At 59.6% G+C, this 20,223-nt stretch carries 19 protein-coding genes; 10 read left to right on the plus strand and 9 right to left on the minus strand.

Features of this window, described 5'->3' with window-relative positions:
• Window positions 1-30 precede the first annotated feature (30 nt).
• A complete protein-coding gene (locus ACP90_RS00725) occupies window positions 31-2,313 on the minus strand; it encodes an NADP-dependent malic enzyme (RefSeq protein ID WP_023002443.1) in 2,283 nt (760 codons plus the stop codon).
• A 134-nt stretch (window positions 2,314-2,447) separates the two neighbouring features.
• On the opposite strand from ACP90_RS00725, the gene mutS reads away from it, so the two are divergent.
• The gene (gene mutS / locus ACP90_RS00730; RefSeq protein ID WP_062485985.1) at window positions 2,448-5,174 is read left to right on the plus strand and encodes a DNA mismatch repair protein MutS; all 2,727 of its coding nucleotides are present in this window, start codon (window positions 2,448-2,450) and stop codon (window positions 5,172-5,174) included.
• A gap of 184 nt (window positions 5,175-5,358) precedes the next feature.
• Window positions 5,359-6,546 carry an MFS transporter gene (locus ACP90_RS00735; RefSeq protein WP_062485988.1) on the plus strand — a complete coding sequence of 396 codons (1,188 nt, stop codon included), beginning with the start codon at window positions 5,359-5,361 and terminating at the stop codon, window positions 6,544-6,546.
• Here ACP90_RS00735 and ACP90_RS00740 read toward each other — a convergent pair.
• A complete protein-coding gene (locus tag ACP90_RS00740; RefSeq protein WP_062485991.1) occupies window positions 6,543-7,064 on the minus strand; it encodes a DUF2244 domain-containing protein in 522 nt (173 codons plus the stop codon). The genes ACP90_RS00735 and ACP90_RS00740 overlap by 4 nt on opposite strands.
• 22 nt (window positions 7,065-7,086) lie before the next feature.
• Between ACP90_RS00740 and nth the strand changes: the two genes are divergently transcribed.
• The gene (gene nth, locus ACP90_RS00745; protein ID WP_023002447.1) at window positions 7,087-7,902 is read left to right on the plus strand and encodes an endonuclease III; all 816 of its coding nucleotides are present in this window, start codon (window positions 7,087-7,089) and stop codon (window positions 7,900-7,902) included.
• Between the two features lie 23 nt (window positions 7,903-7,925).
• Window positions 7,926-8,447, plus strand: coding sequence for a GNAT family N-acetyltransferase (locus tag ACP90_RS00750; RefSeq protein WP_158514150.1), 522 nt, complete (start codon window positions 7,926-7,928; stop codon window positions 8,445-8,447).
• A 25-nt stretch (window positions 8,448-8,472) separates the two neighbouring features.
• Here the strand turns inward: ACP90_RS00750 and irrA are convergent, their stop codons facing one another.
• On the minus strand, window positions 8,473-8,907 hold the full coding sequence (gene irrA / locus ACP90_RS00755; RefSeq protein ID WP_023002449.1) for an iron response transcriptional regulator IrrA: 435 nt from the start codon (window positions 8,905-8,907) through the stop codon (window positions 8,473-8,475).
• A gap of 420 nt (window positions 8,908-9,327) precedes the next feature.
• Between irrA and fabA the strand changes: the two genes are divergently transcribed.
• The 3 genes from fabA to fabI all read left to right on the plus strand — a co-directional run bounded on the left by fabA (window position 9,328) and on the right by fabI (window position 12,020).
• Window positions 9,328-9,834 (plus strand): 3-hydroxyacyl-[acyl-carrier-protein] dehydratase FabA, encoded by a 507-nt coding sequence (gene fabA / locus ACP90_RS00760; protein ID WP_023002450.1) that lies wholly within the window; start codon window positions 9,328-9,330, stop codon window positions 9,832-9,834.
• A gap of 139 nt (window positions 9,835-9,973) precedes the next feature.
• A complete protein-coding gene (gene fabB, locus ACP90_RS00765) occupies window positions 9,974-11,197 on the plus strand; it encodes a beta-ketoacyl-ACP synthase I (RefSeq protein WP_031269976.1) in 1,224 nt (407 codons plus the stop codon).
• A 10-nt stretch (window positions 11,198-11,207) separates the two neighbouring features.
• On the plus strand, window positions 11,208-12,020 hold the full coding sequence (fabI, locus tag ACP90_RS00770) for an enoyl-ACP reductase FabI (RefSeq protein WP_023002452.1): 813 nt from the start codon (window positions 11,208-11,210) through the stop codon (window positions 12,018-12,020).
• A gap of 125 nt (window positions 12,021-12,145) precedes the next feature.
• Here the strand turns inward: fabI and ACP90_RS00775 are convergent, their stop codons facing one another.
• Entirely contained in the window at window positions 12,146-12,643 is a 498-nt protein-coding gene (locus ACP90_RS00775; RefSeq protein WP_031269978.1) for an SH3 domain-containing protein, read from the minus strand.
• A 288-nt stretch (window positions 12,644-12,931) separates the two neighbouring features.
• Here ACP90_RS00775 and ACP90_RS00780 point away from each other — a divergent pair, with 288 nt between their 5' ends.
• Both ACP90_RS00780 and ACP90_RS00785 read left to right on the plus strand, forming a co-directional pair.
• A complete protein-coding gene (locus ACP90_RS00780) occupies window positions 12,932-13,918 on the plus strand; it encodes a D-glycerate dehydrogenase (protein ID WP_062485997.1) in 987 nt (328 codons plus the stop codon).
• A gap of 21 nt (window positions 13,919-13,939) precedes the next feature.
• Window positions 13,940-14,833, plus strand: coding sequence for an aminoglycoside phosphotransferase family protein (locus tag ACP90_RS00785; protein ID WP_062486000.1), 894 nt, complete (start codon window positions 13,940-13,942; stop codon window positions 14,831-14,833).
• 33 nt (window positions 14,834-14,866) lie between these two features.
• Here ACP90_RS00785 and dnaQ read toward each other — a convergent pair whose 3' ends face one another.
• The 5 genes from dnaQ to ACP90_RS00810 all read right to left on the minus strand — a co-directional run bounded on the left by dnaQ (window position 14,867) and on the right by ACP90_RS00810 (window position 18,770).
• Entirely contained in the window at window positions 14,867-15,580 is a 714-nt protein-coding gene (gene dnaQ, locus ACP90_RS00790; protein ID WP_023002456.1) for a DNA polymerase III subunit epsilon, read from the minus strand.
• Between the two features lie 288 nt (window positions 15,581-15,868).
• Complete coding sequence (gene coaE / locus ACP90_RS00795; RefSeq protein WP_062486002.1) at window positions 15,869-16,456, minus strand: dephospho-CoA kinase; 588 nt, start codon at window positions 16,454-16,456, stop codon at window positions 15,869-15,871.
• Window positions 16,453-17,301, minus strand: coding sequence for a shikimate dehydrogenase (locus tag ACP90_RS00800; RefSeq protein WP_201030442.1), 849 nt, complete (start codon window positions 17,299-17,301; stop codon window positions 16,453-16,455). Before ACP90_RS00800 ends, coaE begins: the two co-directional genes overlap by 4 nt.
• Complete coding sequence (locus tag ACP90_RS00805; protein ID WP_062486005.1) at window positions 17,298-17,897, minus strand: Maf-like protein; 600 nt, start codon at window positions 17,895-17,897, stop codon at window positions 17,298-17,300. The genes ACP90_RS00800 and ACP90_RS00805 overlap by 4 nt, the downstream gene beginning before the upstream one ends.
• Window positions 17,898-17,909: 12 nt before the next feature.
• Window positions 17,910-18,770 (minus strand): pyruvate, water dikinase regulatory protein, encoded by an 861-nt coding sequence (locus tag ACP90_RS00810; protein ID WP_077291365.1) that lies wholly within the window; start codon window positions 18,768-18,770, stop codon window positions 17,910-17,912.
• Window positions 18,771-19,194: 424 nt separating this feature from the next.
• Here ACP90_RS00810 and hemE point away from each other — a divergent pair, with 424 nt between their 5' ends.
• Window positions 19,195-20,223 (plus strand): uroporphyrinogen decarboxylase, encoded by a 1,029-nt coding sequence (gene hemE, locus ACP90_RS00815; RefSeq protein WP_023002461.1) that lies wholly within the window; start codon window positions 19,195-19,197, stop codon window positions 20,221-20,223.

Below are 20,223 nucleotides of genomic sequence, written 5' to 3' on the forward strand. Positions count from 1 at the left end.
GCCCCTAATTCAGCGGAATAATCAACCACCTCACGTCACATTGAACGCCGCGATGGCGGCCATGTTGACGATGTCGCTGTCCTTGGCGCCAAGGGGAACAATCTGAATCGACTTGTCGAAGCCGACGAGCAGCGGGCCGATGACCGTGGCGCCGCCCAGTTCCTGCAACATCTTGGTGGAGATGGATGCCGAGTGGAACGCCGGCATGACCAGAACATTGGCTGGACCCGACAGGCGGCAGAACGGATAGGCCGCCATTCGGTCCATGTTGAGCGCGATGTCGGCGGCCATTTCTCCGTCGAATTCGAAATCGACCCGGCGGCGTTCGAGGATCTTGACCGCCTCGATGACCTTTTCCGAGCGTTCGCCCTTCGGATGGCCGAAGGTGGAATAGGCCAGCATGGCAACACGCGGCTCGTAGCCGAACTTGCGTGCGACATGCGCCGCTTCCTCGGCGATGTCCGCCAGCTCTTCCGATGTCGGCATGTCGATCACCGCCGTATCGGCGATCAATACGGTACGGCCGCGGGCGAGTGCCAGCGACACGCCGATGACCCGGTGACCGGGCTTCGGATCGATGGTGGCCTTCACCGTATCGAGGGCGACGGAGTAGTTCCGCGTCAGACCGGTTACCATGGCATCGGCGTCGCCGCGTGCGACCATGATCGCACCCCAGTAATTGCGGTCGTTGTTGACCATGCGCTGGCAGTCGCGCAGCAGGTAGCCCCGGCGCTGCAGGCGGCCGTAGAGATACTGCGCGTAGTCGCTGTTGCGGTTGGAAAGCCGTGCGTTCTGGATGGAAATGCCCGGCCGGTCGATGTCGATGCCGGCGCGTTCGGCCATGGATTTGATCTCGTCCTCGCGGCCGATCAGGATGGCCTCACCCAGGCCCTGCGACACGAAGCTTGTCGCTGCGCGGATGACCGGTTCTTCCTCGCCCTCGGCGAAGACGACCCGCTTGGGCTGCTGGCGCACCTTGGAGAAGATCCGCTGCAAGGTGCCGGCGACAGGATCGCGGCGGGCGGAGAGCTGGTGCTTGTAGGCCTCCATATCGACAATCGGCTTGCGGGCGACGCCGGACTCCATCGCAGCCTGGGCGACCGCGGGCGGAATGGTGTGGATCAGGCGCGGATCGAAGGGCACCGGAATGATGTATTCCGGACCGAACTTCGGCCGATTGCCCCGATAGGCCGCCGCAACTTCGTCCGGCACTTCCTCACGCGCCAGTTCCGCCAGTGCGTGAGCGCAGGCAACTTTCATGGCGTCGTTGATCGTGGTGGCCTGAACATCAAGCGCGCCGCGGAAAATATAGGGAAAGCCGAGCACATTGTTGACCTGGTTCGGATAGTCCGAACGCCCGGTTGCGACAATTGCATCGTCGCGCACTTCCGCCGCCTCTTCCGGCGTGATTTCCGGGTCCGGGTTGGCCATGGCGAAAATGATCGGGTTCGGTGCCATGACCCGCAGCATGTCGGGCGTCAACGCGCCCTTTGCAGAAACGCCGAAGAAAACGTCAGCGCCCTTGAGGGCGTCATAGAGCGAACGTGCCTTGGTTTCGACCGCATGGGCGGACTTCCATTGGTTCATGCCCTCTTCGCGGCCCTTGTAGATGACACCCTTGGTGTCGCACAAAGTGACGTTCTCGTTCGGAATGCCCATTGCCTTCACGAGTTCGATGCAGGCAATGCCGGCCGCGCCCGCGCCATTGCAGACCACCTTCGTGTCCTTCATGTCGCGACCGGTCAGGTGAAGGGCGTTGATGAGACCCGCCGCCGCGATGATGGCCGTGCCATGCTGGTCGTCATGGAAGACGGGAATGTTCATCAGTTCGCGCAGACGCTGTTCGATGATGAAACAGTCCGGCGCCTTGATGTCCTCCAGGTTGATCCCGCCGAAGGAAGGACCGAGATAGCGGACCGCATTGATGAATTCATCGACCTCTTCGGTATCGACTTCCAGATCGATGGAATCGACGTCGGCAAAGCGCTTGAACAGGACAGACTTGCCTTCCATCACCGGCTTTGAGGCAAGCGCGCCCAGATTGCCGAGGCCCAGAATGGCCGTGCCGTTGGAAATCACCGCAACCATGTTGCCCTTGGTGGTGTAGTCGTAGGCACGGCTGGGGTCTTCCGCGATCGACCGCACCGGCACCGCCACGCCGGGCGAATAGGCCAGCGACAGGTCGCGCTGGGTCGCCATCGGTTTGGTGGGCGCAATTTCCAGCTTCCCGGGGCGGCCTTCCTGGTGGAATTGCAGCGCTTCCTGGTCGGTGAAGCTGACATTGGTCTTGGTCGGTTTCTTGTCGGCGGACATGGTTTGGGCGTTTCCTCTTGCGCGCTCTCTTTACGGGGCGGGAGCCCGACCTTATCCCCTGGAAAATGAAGCCTCAAGCCAAGATGGAATAGGCCCTTGGTGGAATGGTCCGCTCAGTTTGCTAGGTATCAGGCATGAGTGGACAGAGCGCGCAAGAAATCACCCCGGCGGACAGCAAGGTCACGCCAATGATGGCCCAGTTCCTGGAGATCAAGGCTGCCAATCCGGACAGCCTTCTGTTCTACCGGATGGGCGATTTCTACGAACTGTTTTTTGAAGACGCCGAGGTTGCCTCCGCCGCGCTCGGCATCACGCTGACCAAGCGTGGCAAGCACCAGGGTGCCGACATACCGATGTGCGGCGTGCCGGTGCATGCAGCCGACGACTATCTCAACAAGCTGATTGCCAAGGGGCACCGGGTATCGGTCTGCGAACAGACGGAAGATCCGGCCGAGGCCAAGAAACGCGGCTCCAAATCCGTCGTCCGGCGCGATGTCGTGCGTCTCGTCACCCCCGGAACGCTGACGGAAGAACGCCTGCTGGATGCCGGTGCCAACAACTACCTGATGGCGCTGACCCGGTTGAAGGGCGGCTCGCTGGACGGCAGCGCGGTCTATGGCCTTGCCTGGATCGACATGTCCACCGGCTCCTTCCAGGTGTCGGAAACCGATCATCAGCGCCTTGCCGCCGACCTTGCCCAGGTTTCCCCGCGCGAACTGATCCTGTCGGACAATCTGCTGCAGGAAAGCGAGTTGCGCCTGACAGCCGAACAGGCGGGCGGTGCGCTGTCACCGGTGCCACGTGCCTTTTTCGACAGTTCCACCGCCACGGACCGGCTTGCGCATTACTTTGGTGTGAAGACCCTCGACGGCTTCGGCACCTTCAGCCGGGCGGAGCTTTCCGCCGCCGCCGGCATTCTTGCCTACATCGAGAAGACCCAGCTCGGCGAACGCCCTCCACTGGATCCGCCCGTGCGCGAGGCCGGCGCCGGGCGCATGCTGATCGATCCGGCAACCCGGGCCAATCTCGAGCTGTCCCGCACGCTTTCGGGCGAAAAGCAGGGCTCGCTGCTGGCGACAATCGACCGGACAGTGACAGGCGGCGGCTCACGCCTGCTCGCCAGCCGCCTGGCCGGACCGCTGGTCAATGTCGATGCGATCCAGCACAGGCTCGACGGCGTTGCCTTCTTTCTTGAAAACGAAATCATGCGCGAAGGCCTGCGCCAGATACTGAAAGGCGCCCCGGACATGGCCCGGGCCCTGTCGCGGATTGCGCTCAACCGCGGCGGGCCGCGCGATATCCTGTCGGTTGCCCAGGGGCTTGAGGCCGCGCGGGCAGTGCTCGACCAGACCAGTGCGACGGCGGGAACGATTCCGGCGGAAATCGCTGCTGCGCGCGCCAGTCTGGAACAGGCCCCGCACGATCTCGGCAGCGAATTGACGATGGCACTGAAAGAAGAGCCGCCACTTCTGAAACGCGACGGCGGTTTCATCGCCACCGGTTACAACGCCGATCTGGACGAACTGCGCTCCCTGCGCGACGAAAGCCGAAAGGTCATCGCGAAGCTTCAGGCAGACTATTCGGAAGAACTCGGCCTGAGGTCGCTGAAGATCAAGCACAACAATGTGCTCGGCTGGTTCATCGAGGCGCCTTCCGCGCAGACGGAAAAGCTGACCGGAGATCCCGGCCGGTTCATCCACCGCCAGACCATGGCCGGCGCCATGCGCTTCACCACCACGGAGCTTGCGGATCTGGAATCGAAGATCGCCAGTGCCGGCGAACGCTCGCTTGCCATCGAGCTGGAAATCTTCGACCGGCTTGCCAAGGCGATCATCGACGCAGGGGAAGCAATCAAGGCCGCCGCCCACGGCCTCAGCATTCTGGATGTTTCGGCGGCGCTTGCGAAACTTGCCCAGGAAGAAAGCTATGTCCGGCCCGTCGTCGATGACAGCCGCGCCTTCGACATCAAGGGTGGACGTCATCCGGTGGTCGAAAAGGCGCTGAAGAAATCCGGCGGTGACAGTTTTGTTGCCAATGATGCCAATCTCGGTCCGGAAGCGGACGAGGATATCGGCCATATCTGGCTGATTACCGGTCCGAACATGGCCGGTAAATCGACTTTCCTGCGCCAGAACGCACTGATTGCCGTGATGGCCCAAATGGGCGGATATGTGCCGGCAGCAGCAGCCCATATCGGCGTGGTCGACAGGTTGTTCTCCCGCGTCGGCGCGGCAGACGATCTTGCGCGTGGCCGATCCACCTTCATGGTGGAGATGGTCGAGACCGCTGCAATTCTCAATCAGGCTGGCGACCGCTCACTCGTGATCCTGGACGAGATCGGCCGTGGCACTGCGACGTTCGACGGCCTGTCCATTGCCTGGGCGACGATCGAACATCTTCATGAGGTCAACAGGTCCCGTGCCCTGTTTGCGACCCACTACCACGAACTGACTGCCCTTTCCGCCAAGCTGGCCCGGCTTTCAAATGCCACCGTCTCGGTGAAGGAATGGAAAGGCGACGTTATCTTCCTGCACGAGATAGTTCCCGGCGCAGCCGACCGGTCCTACGGCATTCAGGTAGCCAAGCTGGCGGGTCTGCCGGTATCCGTCGTCGAACGCTCCAAGCAGGTGCTCAGCCAGCTGGAAGAGCAGGACCGCCGCTCGCCGGCTGAGAGCCTGATCGACGAACTGCCGCTTTTCGCCAGCCTGACCGCGCCTGCGCCCAGCGCTCCGGCAGGGTTTGCGGAACCCGATCCTGTTTCGGTCGCTCTCGAGGCAATCAATCCGGATGACATGACCCCGCGCGAAGCGCTGGAAGCGCTGTACCGGCTGAAGACATTGCGATTGACCCCGGACGACTAGTTGTCAGGTTCGAATTGTGCCGCTGATTTGAGTGACGATAGCGTTCGGGATTGTCTGGTTTTCGAAACTTTCCGAAACCGGTTGCGCGATCGGCAGACGCGCGTTCGGCAAAAAAAGCGGTGACGGGGCGATACAACCCAGTTAGGTTGTAATTCTTGCTTATTTCACTTTTCCGGCGATCGTCATGTTGTCCCTCCTGCAACTGCCCCGACAGGCATTGCTGATTCTGCTTCTTCAATTCACCAACAGCCTCGGCGTTTCGGCGCTGGTGCCGCTGATGAGTTTTTTCATTGTGGAAGGGCTGGGCGCCGAACCCTGGCAGGTGGGGCTTTACTCCGGTCTGGTGATGCCGCTGACGCTGGCCGTCAATCGATGGGCAGGCGAACGGCTGGACAACCGTTTCCCGGTCAAGAGCCTGCTGGTCGTCTCTGTTGTCGCCTATATCACACTCGCTGCACTGCTGACCCAGATCAGCAGTCTTGCAATGCTGCTCGTTCTGATCGCCCCCCTGATGAGCCTTTCCAACATGGGCGCGGGTGTCGTCTTTACCTTCGGCCGCCTTTTTGCCGAACAGGAGGGCATGGACGTTGCCAGGGTCAATTCCTGGCTGCGCATGATGGTTTCACTTGCGTGGATGATCGGGCCGGCGGTCTCCTTTTCGGTGGTTGCAGCCTTCGGCTTCGCCGCCGCCTTCCTGTGCGCCTTTGCAATCGGCATTGTCTACCTGATGCTCTGGTACATTGTCGTTCCGGCTGACTTCAGGTCAGCACGAGAGCGTTCCAAGACAAACGGCAAGGCGCCGATCAACTGGGGTCTTCAGATTGCCGGGCTGACCTGCCTTGGCTTTGTCATCACCAATTCTCTGTTCGTCTCGGCGATGCCGCTGTTCTTCGTGCAGGAAACACATCTGCCCGGCGCAACGCCAGGCCTGGCACTGTCGGTCAAATGCCTGCTGGAAGTCTTTGTCATCTTCGGCTCGGTTCGCCTTGCCGAGCGCATCGGCATTCGCCAGGTGCTGATGCTGGCAGCGTGCCTTGCCGCGGTCAGCATGGTGCTGTTTGCCCAGGTGACCGCACTCTGGCAGGTGCTGGCCATCGCGGTACTGGAAGGGACTTATTATGGCCTGTTTGCCGGTGTCGCGATCAGCTTCGTGCAGAGCTTCGCACCGGACCGGCCGGGCCGGGCAACGGCGGTTTACATGAACAGCCTGTTCCTCGGTGGCATGATCGGCAGCATTTCGATGGGTTTCATCGCCAGTGCGGCCAGCTTTCAAACCGTGCTTTACACCGCGGCGCTTTCTGCAACCGCGGCCCTGGCCGTTCTGCTTGCAACGCTCAAGGTGCAGCCCAAAGTCATTGAAGAAGGAGCCTAGACACCGCCTGACTTGGCGACGGACAACGCATTGGCCATGGCACCGGCAAAACTCGTTCTGTCATCGGGATTCAGGAAATTGCCGAGATCGACCTGTTCACCCCGGCTGAGGAGGGTCACCTTGACGACCCCTTCGTCCTCGATCCGGTCCACCGTCAGGCGGACCCAGAAGGGATTGAAACGGTATTCCTGGTATTTCTTGCCCGGACCAACCTTGCGGATCGCGATCTCGTGCCGCGAGACGACCACTTCCTCGAAAGTTCGTGCGGAGTGGTAGTTCATCCGAAAGGCAAACCAGAGCAGCGCGATATCAAGTCCGAAGAGCCCGAAAACCGGCCAGGCGCCGATACGCAGAAACAGAATACCGGCGATGAAACTGACACCGCCGAAGAAGCACATGAGAACCAGGAATCCGTTTGGCCCCAGAGACCGGTGAGGGGTCAGAACGGCAGTGAAAAACGGCCGGTCCTGATCCGGCAATTCGCCATCCTGCAGGGGTTTCGGATTGTTCTCGCTCATGAGGCATGATTATAGAGAGAAGATGACGCAAGCAAAGAGCCCTTCCAAGACTGCGGCAGCACGCCGGCCCGCAAAATCCAAACAGACCCGGAGAAAAGCACCCTCCGTGGACAACCCCGGCAAGGTGCTGAAACGGTCCCGCTATACGAAGGCGGAAACCTTTGCGATCTTCCAGCGCTTCCATGCCGACAACCCGGAACCGAAGGGCGAACTGGATTATGTCAATGCTTTCACGCTTCTGGTTGCCGTGGTGCTGTCGGCCCAGGCAACCGACGTTGGTGTGAACCGGGCAACAAGACACCTGTTCCAGATTGCCGACACACCGGAAAAGATGGTGGCGCTCGGGGAGGACCGGGTGCGGGAGGAAATAAAGACGATCGGCCTTTACAAGAACAAGGCCAAGAACGTCATCCTGTTGTCCGAGCAGCTGATCCGCGACCATGGCGGCGAGGTTCCGGAAGACCGCGAAGCGCTGGAAGCGCTGCCCGGTGTCGGCCGCAAGACCGCGAATGTGGTTCTGAACATCTTTTTCGGCCACCCGACCATTGCCGTCGACACGCATCTGTTTCGCTTGGGCAACCGCATAGGCATTGCCCCCGGCAAGACGCCTCTTGACGTGGAAAAAGCCATGGAGAAGGTCGTGCCGGTGGAATTTGCGCTCCATGCCCACCACTGGCTGATCCTGCATGGCCGGTACATCTGCAAGGCGCGCAAACCGGAGTGCCGGCGCTGCGTGATTTACGATCTGTGCCGAAGCACGGAGAAAGAACTTTTTGATGCGGTGCCGGATATTGCCCTGCGCACCAAAGCCCTTATTGAAAAGGAAACAGTTGCGTGAGTTTCCCGCTTGGACCATTTCCCGTGAGCGAGAGGCTTCGCTTCCGCTTGCCTTCCAGCAATGATGCCGCTTTTTACCACCAGCTCATGAATGAGCCGGATTACATCCGATTTATCGCCGACCACGGTATCAAGACCGAGGAAGACGCGGCCAACTACATCAAGAACAAGACGCTGGCGCGCTTTGCCGCCCATGGAGTCGGGCTTTGGATCCTGGATCTGAAACCGTCGCTGACACCGGTTGGTGTGTGCGGTCTGGTGGTGCGCAAGGAACTGAAGTACCCGGACCTTGGTTTTGCCTTTCTGGAAGACCACCGCGGAAAGGGGTTCGGCCGAGAGGCCGGGCAGAGCGTGCTGGACTTCGTTACCCGGGAACTGAAGCTGCGCACGCTGTGCGCGATCACGCATCCGGAGAACGTCCGCTCCGCCAACCTCCTGAAGAAACTTGGCTTCGAGCCGGATGGCCAGCGGCATCTGGCGGAGATCGGGACGACCTCCGACTATTACGAATGGAAATTGCGTTATGTGGAAAGCGGTCTGGCCTGAGGGCCGCCGCAATCAATCGTGACGATCAGCGTTTCTCGCGAACGCGTACGACCACGTCGACACGAACGATTTCCATGCCTTCGGGTGCTTTCGGCAGAGCGCCGATGCCCACGCCTTCGCCCGGAATGTCGATCACCCGGTTTTCGCCTTCGATGAAGAAGTGATGGTGGTCGGACACATTGGTGTCGAAGTAGGTCTTGTTGCCGTCGATCGCGACTTCGCGCAGCAGACCGGCTTCGGTGAACTGGTGCAGCGTGTTGTAGACCGTGGCGAGAGAGACCGGCACATCGGCGTCGACCGCCTCTTCATGAAGCAGCTCGGCCGAGATGTGGCGATCGCCCCGGGAGTACAGAATTTCTGCAAGCGAGACACGCTGGCGCGTCGGCCGAAGGCCTGCAGACCGCAGCATGTCGGTCACATTCTTCTTGTCGCCGGTTTCATGCACCACAAGTGTTGTCATTCCGATCCGATCCAGGTCCAGGGTCGCTTCTTGAAACGGCGCAAATATATACCGCGCAAACGTTGCGCCGGGCCGTTTTCACTAACATTGGCCTATATCTGCCATTTCTTGTACCCAAGATGCAAGTTTTAAACGTAAAGGGCAACCTGAGCGGAAATCAGGGCGCAACTGCGGCGCGTTCGGAAGGTTCGTGCAAGCGCTGACCAAACAGCCGCAAGCCGGTGTCCCGGAGCCGGATGCGCAGATTACGTCGAATACGCACAAAACTTGGCGAAACGCCCGAAAAAACCGAGTAACTTCGCGCAAGTGACATCTTTCGGTCATGGTTCCCCTGTGTTAGGAAGGCGCCTCAAACGAACCGAAAACAAACCGAACCTGCCTTGGGAATTTCCCTGGCAGGAGACAAAACACGGATCCCGAATGACCGATCGCCGCTCCAGCTACGATTATGAAGCACTTCTCGCCTGCGGCCGCGGCGAGCTGTTTGGCCCGGGCAATGCCCAGCTGCCTCTTCCCCCGATGCTGATGTTCGACCGGATCACGGAACTTTCCGAAACCGGCGGTGAATTCGACAAGGGGTTCGCTCGCGCCGAGTTCGACATCAAGCCGGATCTCTGGTTTTTCCCGTGCCATTTCCAGGGAAATCCGGTGATGCCGGGCTGCCTTGGTCTCGACGCCCTGTGGCAGCTGACCGGTTTCTTCCTTGGCTGGCTGGGCCTTGAAGGCAAGGGCATGGCCCTGTCGACCGGTGAAGTGAAGTTCAAGGGCATGGTTACGCCGGACGTGAAGCTGGTGGAATACGGTGTCGACTTCAAGCGGGTCATGAAGGGTCGCCTGGTTCTCGGCATTGCCGACGGCTGGTTGAAGGCGGACGGTGAACAGATTTACAAGGCGACCGATTTGCGCGTCGGCCTGGCAAAGACCTGACACCCGTTCGCAGGATCAATTGATGGCACCGGCGCTTCTTTTTCATTGGGGGCGCCGGTTTGCATATTATGTATGTGCCTGCAGGCTCTCGACACACCCCCTGAGAGCTGTGGTGCAGTCAAGACAATAGGAGACCGCAATGAGACGCGTTGTCGTCACCGGCATGGGTATCGTGTCGTCCATCGGAGCAAACACCGAAGAAGTGCTGTCCAGCCTTCGAGAAGGCAAGTCCGGCATCAGCTTCGCTCCGGATTACGCGGAACACGGCTTCAGAAGCCAGGTACACGGCATGCCGAATGTCGATATCGCTTCGCTCATCGACAAGCGCCAGCTGCGCTTCATGGGCGACGGTGCCGCCTATAACTACATCTCCATGCAGCAGGCGATTGCCGACAGCGGTCTGGAAGAAACCGACATCTCCAACCCGCGCACCGGCCTGATCATGGGTTCCGGTGGTCCGTCGACCAAGAACCTGTTCCAGGCACACCAGATCGTGCTGGAAAAAGGGTCGCCCAAGCGCATGGGCCCGTTCATGGTGACCCGCGGCATGAGCTCCACCAACTCTGCCTGCCTGGCGACGCCGTTCAAGATCAAGGGCATCAACTATTCCATCACGTCGGCCTGCTCCACTTCGGCGCATTGCATCGGTGCAGCTACCGAACAGATCCAGTTCGGCAAGCAGGACGTCATGTTTGCCGGTGGCGGTGAGGAACTCGACTGGACCCTGTCCTGCCTGTTCGACGCCATGGGCGCCATGTCCTCCAAGTACAACGACACCCCTCAGACCGCATCGCGGGCCTATGACGCGACCCGCGACGGCTTCGTGATCGCCGGTGGTGGCGGTGTGGTGGTTCTGGAAGAACTGGAACACGCCAAGGCGCGCGGCGCGAAAATCTATGCCGAGGTTACCGGCTACGCAGCCAACTCCGACGGCTACGACATGGTGGCGCCTTCCGGTGAAGGCGGCGAGCGCTGCATGCGCCTTGCCACCTCGACCCTGGGCGACCGCAAGGTCAACTACATCAACAGCCATGGCACTTCGACACCCGTCGGCGATATCGGCGAAATCGAAGCGATCCGCCGCGTATTCGGTGAAAACCAGCCGCCGGTGTCTTCGACCAAGTCGCTCACCGGCCACAGCCTGGGTGCGACCGGCGTTCAGGAAGCCATTTACTGCCTGCTGATGCTGCAGAACGACTTCATGACCGCGTCTGCCAACATCAACGAGCTGGATCCGGCCCTGAAGCCGGGCGAGATCGTGACCGAGCGCGTGGACAATGCAGGCCTCGACACGGTTCTTTCCAACAGCTTCGGCTTTGGCGGCACCAACGCGTCGCTCGCGCTGTCGCGCTTTCACGGCTGAGGAGTTTTGAATGTCTGATCTGATGAAGGGCAAACGCGGCCTGATCATGGGCGTTGCCAACGACCACTCCATTGCCTGGGGTATTGCCAAGACGCTCGCCGATCACGGTGCCGAACTTGCCTTCACCTATCAGGGAGAGGCTTTCGGCCGCCGTACCAAGCCGCTGGCGGATTCCGTCGGTTCCAAGATCCTTGTGCCGTGCGACGTGGAAGACATTGCATCGGTCGACAGCGTGTTCGACACGTTGAAGGAAGAGTGGGGCAGCATCGACTTCCTGGTGCATGCGATCGCCTTTTCCGACAAGACGGAACTACGCGGGAAATACGCCGATACCACGCGGGAGAATTTCTCCCGCACCATGCTGATCTCCTGCTTCTCCTTCACCGAAATCGCCAAGCGAGCTGCCGCTCTGATGACCAATGGCGGTTCCATGGTGACGCTGACCTATGGCGGTTCCACCAAGGTCATGCCGAACTACAACGTGATGGGCGTTGCCAAGGCTGCTCTGGAATCTTCCGTCCGTTACCTGGCGGTGGACTACGGTGAGCAGAACATCCGCGTGAACGCGATTTCCGCAGGCCCGGTTCGGACCCTTGCAGGATCCGGCGTTTCCGATGCCCGCCTGATGTTCAACTTCCAGAAGCGCAATTCTCCGCTCTGCCGGACCGTTTCCCTGGACGAAATCGGCGGAACCGGCCTCTATCTCCTGTCGGATCTTTCCGGTGGCGTGACCGGTGAAGTGCACTTTGTCGACAGTGGCTACAACATCATGTCGATGCCGCGTCTGGAAGAGCTCAAGGTTCAGGAAGTTCAGGCCGACTGAGGCCTGTCCAACAATCCAAACATGCAAAAGGCGGCCGGATGGCCGCCTTTTTTGTTTCAGAAATTCCGCGCCGTATTCCTCAGGATGAGGGATCAGGAAACCCAGGCAATCGAGGGAGGAGGACGTCAGTCTCCGATCAGCTCGTCCGGATAGACACCGAACAGGCGGGTCTGATCCAGCCAGCCGTCATAGTTCTCGCCGTTGACCCGGCACCAGCCTCCGGCACATTCGGAAACCGTCGTCAGCACGAAGGGATCCAGTTCGGCAACAATATCGGCGTCGGAGCGGGAGCGGGAGCGCAGCGGTGTGCGGTCGCTTTTTTCCCATGGGGTGACGAGAGCCGTGCGGCGGCTGGACAGCAGCGAGCGGAACACCCAGCCCTGCTTGCCTTCCCAATCGCGAATGCGGCGCCAGTTCTCGAATTCACCGACGATTTCCACGGGCAAACCGGACTGCACGAAGGTCCACGCGATATCATGTTCGCGCGAAGGCCCGATGCGCACATTGACCCGGTCGGACTTCAGACTGACAAATCTCGGCACCGGCAGGCCGCTTGCGCCGGTCGTGGTGCCCTGGGCCTGCGAAGCGACCGAAGTTGCGAGCAGACCGCACAGCAATGTCATCACAGTGAGGAAGATCCGGGTAGCCTGGAACGAGCGAGCCATATTGTCCGGTTGTCCAATTGTTATTGATCTTTGATTTGAGGCAAATCTCTACCGAAAAATTTGCGCGAAAACCAGCTTGGTCGATTTGGCCGGTTGGCGATCCGCAGCGATTGAAACCGATCCCTTGTTTCTGCCGGACCATCTGGTAAGGAAAAGGGGTGGTCTCATCCGCTCGCGCAACGCGCAGCGTCAAAGTGGTACCGTTGAGGTTAACAAGTCCTCAACGAAGCGCGAAAGGCAATTGGTATGGCGAAAAAGAAGCCTGTCGTTGTGGTGACCCGGAAGCTTCCGGACGTGGTCGAAACACGGATGCGTGAGCTTTTCGAGACGCGTCTCAATGATAATGACAGGCCCTTCAGCCAGGCGGAACTGGTGGAAGCGGTGCGAACCGCCGATGTTCTGGTGCCGACCGTTACCGACCGGATCGACTCATCCGTCCTCTCGCAGGCTGGTGAAAACCTGAAGCTCATTGCAAACTTCGGTAATGGTGTCGACAACATCGATGTCGTGAGTGCCAACAACCGGGGAATCAATGTCACCAACACGCCGGGCGTGCTGACCGAAGACACCGCGGACATGACCATGGCGCTGATCCTGGCCGTGCCGCGTCGACTTGCCACAGGCATCAAGGCGCTGGAAGCCGGCGACTGGGCCGGCTGGTCGCCGACCTGGATGCTTGGCCACCGGATCTGGGGAAAACGCCTGGGTATCATCGGCATGGGCCGCATTGGCCAGGCCGTTGCGCGCCGTGCCAAGGCCTTCGGCATGTCGATCCACTATCACAACCGCCGCCGCCTTGCCGAAAGTGTCGAGGAAGAGCTTGAGTCAACCTACTGGGACAGCCTTGACCAGATGCTGGCGCGCATGGATGTCGTCTCCATCCACTGCCCGCACACGCCGGGAACGTTCCACCTTCTGTCCGCCCGCCGCCTGAAGCTTCTGAAAAAGGATGCCTACGTGGTGAACACCGCCCGTGGCGAGGTGATCGACGAAAACGCCCTGATCCGGATGCTCGAGAGCGGTGAGCTTGCCGGCGCCGGCCTGGACGTGTTCGAGCACGAACCCGCGGTCAATCCGAAGCTGGCCAAGCTGGAAAGCGTTCTGCTGCTGCCGCACATGGGGTCGGCCACAATCGAGGGCCGTATCGAAATGGGCGAGAAGGTCATCATCAACATCAAGACCTTCATGGACGGACACCGCCCGCCGGATCGTGTTCTGCCATCGATGCTTTGACCCGTTTGCGAGTCTCATGTCTTGGCTGATCGTTTCATCGGCAGCGCGGTTGCCGTGCCGGCCAGTCTCGACTGGCTGAGGGCGACCGAAACCGGCCGTATCTGGCTCGACAGGCTGCCGGTGCTGCTTGAAACCGCTTGCGAACACTTCGGACTTTCAGAAATTGGGAGCCCGTTTTCTGGCGGTAATGTATCTCTCGTCGTTCCGGCAAGACACGACGGTGAGGATGTTGTCCTCAAACTGCAGTTTCCCGATCACGAATGCCGCCACGAAGCCGAGGCACTGGGGTGCTGGAACGGCAAGGGTGCTGTTCGGCTTTTGAAGCATGCGCCGGAACTGGGCGCACTGCTGCTGGAGCGCTGCAGGCCGGGACAGTTTCTGGCTGACGACACCGAAATTGACCGGATTGGCGTTGTTGCAGGGTTGCTGCGTCTCCTGACAATCCCCGCCGGTGATCCGTTTACCCGCCTCAGCGATGAAGCCGCACGGTGGCGGGATAGCCTCGACCATAACTGGATGGCTGCCGGGAAGCCTTGCGAGCAATATCTCGCGGACGCTGCGCGCAAGGCCTTGCAGGACCTTTGTCTTGAGAAAGAGTCGGAAGAGGTCCTGCTCCACCAGGACCTGCACGGACACAACATTCTGTCCTCTGAAAGAGATACCTGGCTTGCCATCGACCCGAAGCCTCTCGCCGGCGATCCTGCCTTTGCGCTAAGCCCGATCGTCAGGAGCTTCGAATTCGGACATTCGAAAGCCGAAGCGCGTTACCGCCTGGACCGACTGTCGGAAGAACTGGAGCTTGACCGGGAGCGGGCAAGATATTGGACCATCGGCCAGACCATGGCCTGGGCATTCAGCAGCAGCTATGCCGAGCGGCACTTTGAAACAGTGCGCTGGTTGCTGGCGGACAATTGATCCACCAAATCCGTTTAAGAGGTCTTTCGAGCCTCAGCCGTTGTATTTTGACCAGATCGCACTGTCGCCCATGCCTTCGATGAAGGCCTTGTGGGCTTCAAGTTCGCTTTCCTGCAGCAGGCGCTGCAACGGCGAGGGACGCTGGCGGGCGTTAAAGGTGCCGAGTTCGCCAGGTTCGAAGCTGGAGCCTGCAGAAGAGGTTTCTTCCTCGTCCGTCATCAGGCCAAGGGCCGTCTGACGGCCGCCGATAAGCTCCAGATAGACTTCGGCCAGGATTTCCGCATCCAGAAGAGCGCCGTGCTTGATGCGCTTGGAGTTGTCGATGCCATAGCGAGAGCACAGCGCATCCAGCGAATTCGGCCCCGATGGGTGCTTGCGGCGGGCAAGATCCAGCGTATCGAGCACCTGGGTATTCGGAATTGTGCGCCGTCCGGCCCGTTCCAGCTCCATGTTGATGAAGCCCATGTCGAAAGCCGCGTTGTGGATCACCAGCGTGGCATCGCCAACGAACTCCAGAAACTCATCCGCAACGTGCTCGAACAAGGGCTTGTCGGACAGGAACTCCGCCGACAGGCCATGAACCCGGAAAGCTTCTTCCGGCATGTCTCGCAGCGGGTTGATGTAGACATGATAGGAATTGCCCGTCGCGATGTGGTTGATCAACTCCACACCGCCGATTTCCACCAGCCGATCGCCTCCGCGCGGGTTCAGGCCTGTTGTTTCCGTATCGAACGAGATCTCGCGCATTTTTCCGCCTTTTGCCTATGGATTCACTGTGCAGCTTGCAGGGTGAGTGGCAAGAGTTGCGCGCGGTTTTCCCCGGTGTTCTGGGGTTCTGGCGTTTGATCCCAGTGCCCCCGTGCCTGTTCCGTCCAACACTTCATTCAAAGGAGCCCGGCATTGCCGGGTGTCTCGAAGGATGGGTTACTGGTTTCGGAGTATGCCGCCCATCCTTCGAGACGGGCCTTACAGGCCCTCCTCAGGATGAGGGCGAAGTTGAAAAGAGCTTCGGTGCAAGAGGAGATCAGAGAGACGTCACCCTGTCGCGGCCAGTGCCTTCAGGATCGCTCTCACCTGCCGCTTGGCCGCTTCCATGCCCCGGCCGGTATCGACCAGGAAATGCGCGCGGCGGCGTTTTTCTGCGTCTGGCATTTGCTTGGCGAGGATCGCCTCGAACCTGTCTTCGCTCATGCCAGGTCGGGCGAGGACACGGTCTCGCTGAACCTGCGCATCGGCGGTGACAACAACGACGACATCCACACGGGCCTCACCGCCGGTTTCAAACAGCAGCGGAATATCCAGCATGACGATACGCCGGTGGTCCGCCCGGGCGCGTTGCAGAAAGAGCTGCTCTTCCTCACGCACCAGGGGGTGAACGACGGCTTCGAGCTTTTTCATGGCCTCGGGCTTGCCAAGCACATGCGGAGAGAGCAGCGTACGGTCGACCTTGCCGTCCGATACCGTGCCGGGAAACGCCGCCTCGATCAGCGGTGCGGCGCGGCCCGAATAGAGCGCGTGAACCGTGGCATCGGCGTCGTGCACGGGAACACCTTCAGCGGCGAACATTTTTGCCGTTGTCGATTTGCCCATGCCGATGGAGCCGGTGAGGCCGATCCGGATCACACGGTTACTCCAAGGTCTTCGAGTATGAGGTTGCGCAGGGTGTCGTCCACTTCCGGCCGAACCCCGAACCAGCGTTCGAAAGCCGGGACGGCCTGATGCAGCAGCATGCCAAGGCCGTCCACAGTCTGGTTGCCCCGCGCCTTCGCGCTGCGCAGCAGATCGGTTTCAAGTGGAGCATAGACTGCGTCAGTGACGATTGCCGTCTTCGGCAAGGGTGACAGGTCGATTTCCAGCGGCGCCTTGCCGGCCATGCCGAGCGAAGTGGTGTTCACCAGAAGATCAGCTTCTTCAAGCACTGTCCCCAGGTTGTCCCATTCATGGGCAATTGTTCCGGACCCAAACATATCCGCAATGGCTTTTGCTTTTTCGAATGTCCGGTTGACGATATGCACTCTTGTGAATTTCCGTGAGAGCAATGCCCACACTACGGCACGTGCGGCTCCGCCTGCCCCCAGGACCACGGCAGATTCACGTGAAACGTCCCACCCGGGGGCGAGCTGATCAAGATTGCCGAGAAAGCCGAGACCATCCGTATTGGCCCCGCACAGCCGGCCGCTGTCGTCCAGCCAGATCGTGTTGGCAGCCCCCATGGAATTTGCCGCATCGTCCAGCCAGTCGCAGGCTGCGGCAGCCACTTCCTTGTTCGGAACAGTGACATTGGCGCCGGACAGACCCGCGTCAGCAAAATTCCGGTAGAAGTCCTCGGCAGTTTCCGGCGGAACATCGACCCGGCCATATTCTCCGGCGATACCATGCTTCTTCAACCAGTATCCATGCACCAGCGGAGAGCGGGAGTGTGTGACCGGATGGCCTGTGATGGCCGCTTTTTTCACGGATCCGCTCATGTTTCGATCACCTTCAGGCTGCGCAGTTCTGCCAGAAGAGGCAAAAGCGGCAGGCCAAGAATGGTGAAATAGTCGCCATCTATCTTTTCAAAAAGCTGCACGCCGAGACTTTCCAGCTGATAGGCGCCGACGCTGGAAAGCACGTCCTCACCGGCCGCAGCCAGATAATGGCCAATGAAGGCCGGGCTCAGTTCGCGCATGGTCAGCCGTGCCGTGGAAACGTGGCGCCAGATTGCTTCGCCATCCTTTGAAATCACCACGGCGGAATGCAGTTCGTGGGTCTTGCCGGAAAAGGCGAGCAGTTGCCGGCGCGCAGCTTCCATGTCCTCCGGTTTTGTGCGTCTTTCACCTTCGAACGCCAGAATCTGATCGGCACCGATGACAAGATCTCCGGCGCGGCGGTCACTGACGTCATTCGCCTTGGCTTCCGCCAGAACGCTTGCCAGGTCTTCCGGAGGAAAGCCTGCTTCCAGGAGCGGAGCTTCGACAACACGCTCGTCGACATCGGCCGGGTCGACCTCGATGTCGAGCCCGGCGTTTTTCAGAAGATCAGCGCGGATCCTGCTTCCGCTTGCCAAGACAAGTGCCATTTCCATCCCTTTTGTTGGTTATCCGGCGCGCCCGGTTTCTCCTCCGCCTTCCTGCCCTGATTTGAATTCCTTGAAAAGGGTCAGGATCTCCGCAGCTGTCTCCTCGACAGAACGACGCGTAACGTCAATCAGCGGCCAGCCATGTTCCGTGCAGAGCCTGCGGGTCATGTTGATCTCCTGGGAGATCTCCTTCCGGTCGACATACGTGTCGTTATAGCCTTCCGAATTCAATGACAGCACACGGTTGCGGCGGATTTGCTGAATGCGTTCGGCAGAAGCGATCAGACCGACAATCATCGGCTGCTTGAGTTTCTTCACATGTTCGGGCAGGGCAATGCCCGGGACCAGCGGCACGTTTGCAGCCTTGATGCCCCGGTTGGCCAGATAGATGCAGGTTGGCGTCTTGGATGTGCGCGAAATGCCGATCAGCACGATATCGGCGGATTCCAGATCGTCCCAGATCTGACCGTCATCATGCAACATGGTGTAGTTGAGCGCTTCCATCCGGCGAAAATACTCCGCATCCAGTTCATGCTGTCCGCCGACCCGGTGGGTTTGGGTGACATTGAGATAGGACTGGAAGACCGCGAAGACCGGATCCAGGATATTGACGAAGGGCACACCCAGCTCGCGACACTTCAGTTCCAGCCGGCCGGCGATTTCCACATCGACCAGGGTATAGAGGACGATGCCGGGTGCCTTTTCGATTTCAGTGATTACCCGGTCGAGCTGCTTCTGGGAGCGCACCAACGGATAGACATGCTCGATTTCCTGCACGTTCTCGTACTGGACCGTTGCCGCACGGGCCACTGTCATCAGCGTTTCGCCGGTGGAGTCGGACACGAGATGGAGATGGAAGTAGTGTCTCGACTTGTTCACGTTGTCATCCCCAGGCCTGTTGATGATTTGGGTAAGATGTCTGCCACCCAGTGCCTAGCACGAAGTTTATGCCCGCTCAGCCGAATTTATTAACAATGCTTAAACGAGCGGAAACTGATCCCGAAACGGTTGTGCATGGATGTGGATTCACAAAGGCGCTGTGACATATCGACAGATTGTCCACTGCCGCCCAATTCCTTAACGAAACGTAAACAAGCGGACAAGTGATTGTAATTCAATTCGTAATCCTGTTATCGACTCCTGGGGAGGAAATCTGCTTAACAAGTAGCGGATTTTTTCCCGCCGAGAAAATCAGGCTGATGGATTGTGGATAGAAAATGATCCCGGTAATCCACGCACAAATAGAAAAAACAGATTCAAAATAAGAATCTTTATTGATTTGAAATGTGGGAAAGGCGACCTCATGAAATCCCAAGACAGGTCCGTGATGCGGGTACTCTCCGGAGAAAAGCTCTGGCCGCCTCCCATCTGGATGATGCGTCAGGCCGGACGCTATCTTCCCGAATATCGCGAAGTGCGTTCGAAGGCGGCAAACTTTCTGGAGTTCTGCTATTCGCCCGACCTTGCAACAGAGGTCACTCTCCAGCCGATCCGCCGGTATGGTTTTGATGCAAGCATTCTGTTTTCCGACATCTTCGTCGTACCGGACGCCATCGGGTACCCGGTTCGTTTTGAAGAAGGACGTGGTCCCGTTCTGGAACCGCTGTCTGCCGATCTTCTGGATCGTCTGGAACAGGATCGTGCCGAGGATCATCTCAAACCGGTCATAGAGACGGTTTCCCGCCTGCGTGCGGAGCTGCCAGAGGAAACGACGCTTCTGGGCTTCTGTGGGGCTCCGTGGACGGTTGCCTGCTATTCCGTTGCCGGCCACACCACCCAGGATCAGGTTGCCGCTCGTGTGGGCGCCTATCGCGATCCTGACCTGATGCAGCGTTTCGTCGATCAGCTCGTCACCGCCTCGATCCGCTATCTCATCCGACAGCTGGATGCGGGCGCGGATGCGGTCCAGATTTTCGATACCTGGGCAGGCGTACTGGATGAAGCCGGTTTCAAGCGCTGGTCGATAGAACCGACCCGCCGGATCGTTGACGGTGTTCGGGCCGTGCGACCGGACGCGAAGATCATCGGTTTCCCGAAAGCTTCCTCGGCTCGGATGATGGCATTCGTGGAAGGTACGGGTGTGGATGCGGTCGGTTTCGACTGGACGGCTCCGGACCAGGTTGCTCTCGATATTCAGAAGAAGGTCCCGATCCAGGGCAATCTCGATCCGATGCGGCTGGTGGCTGGCGGCAAGGCGCTGGAAGAGGGCGTGGCCCATATCCTGAACACCTTCGACAAGGGTCCGCTGGTCTTCAACCTGGGGCATGGTGTGACGCCGGACGCGGATCCGGAAAACGTTGCCCGCATGGTCGAGCTGGTCAGGAAGGGATAA

Source organism: Labrenzia sp. CP4 (assembly GCF_001579905.1).
In the GTDB taxonomy this organism is placed as follows: domain Bacteria; phylum Pseudomonadota; class Alphaproteobacteria; order Rhizobiales; family Stappiaceae; genus Roseibium; species Roseibium algicola.

Bases quoted from the DNA above. Each gene is read 5' to 3' on its own strand.
- ACP90_RS00725 (WP_023002443.1), bottom strand. From the start codon at position 2,313: ATGTCCGCCGACAAGAAACCGACCAAGACCAATGTCAGCTTCACCGAC.
- mutS (WP_062485985.1), top strand. From the start codon at position 2,448: ATGAGTGGACAGAGCGCGCAAGAAATCACCCCGGCGGACAGCAAGGTC.
- ACP90_RS00735 (WP_062485988.1), top strand. From the start codon at position 5,359: ATGTTGTCCCTCCTGCAACTGCCCCGACAGGCATTGCTGATTCTGCTT.
- ACP90_RS00740 (WP_062485991.1), bottom strand. From the start codon at position 7,064: ATGAGCGAGAACAATCCGAAACCCCTGCAGGATGGCGAATTGCCGGAT.
- nth (WP_023002447.1), top strand. From the start codon at position 7,087: ATGACGCAAGCAAAGAGCCCTTCCAAGACTGCGGCAGCACGCCGGCCC.
- irrA (WP_023002449.1), bottom strand. From the start codon at position 8,907: ATGACAACACTTGTGGTGCATGAAACCGGCGACAAGAAGAATGTGACC.
- fabA (WP_023002450.1), top strand. From the start codon at position 9,328: ATGACCGATCGCCGCTCCAGCTACGATTATGAAGCACTTCTCGCCTGC.
- fabB (WP_031269976.1), top strand. From the start codon at position 9,974: ATGAGACGCGTTGTCGTCACCGGCATGGGTATCGTGTCGTCCATCGGA.
- fabI (WP_023002452.1), top strand. From the start codon at position 11,208: ATGTCTGATCTGATGAAGGGCAAACGCGGCCTGATCATGGGCGTTGCC.
- ACP90_RS00775 (WP_031269978.1), bottom strand. From the start codon at position 12,643: ATGACATTGCTGTGCGGTCTGCTCGCAACTTCGGTCGCTTCGCAGGCC.
- ACP90_RS00780 (WP_062485997.1), top strand. From the start codon at position 12,932: ATGGCGAAAAAGAAGCCTGTCGTTGTGGTGACCCGGAAGCTTCCGGAC.
- dnaQ (WP_023002456.1), bottom strand. From the start codon at position 15,580: ATGCGCGAGATCTCGTTCGATACGGAAACAACAGGCCTGAACCCGCGC.
- ACP90_RS00800 (WP_201030442.1), bottom strand. From the start codon at position 17,301: ATGAGCGGATCCGTGAAAAAAGCGGCCATCACAGGCCATCCGGTCACA.
- ACP90_RS00805 (WP_062486005.1), bottom strand. From the start codon at position 17,897: ATGGAAATGGCACTTGTCTTGGCAAGCGGAAGCAGGATCCGCGCTGAT.
- hemE (WP_023002461.1), top strand. From the start codon at position 19,195: ATGAAATCCCAAGACAGGTCCGTGATGCGGGTACTCTCCGGAGAAAAG.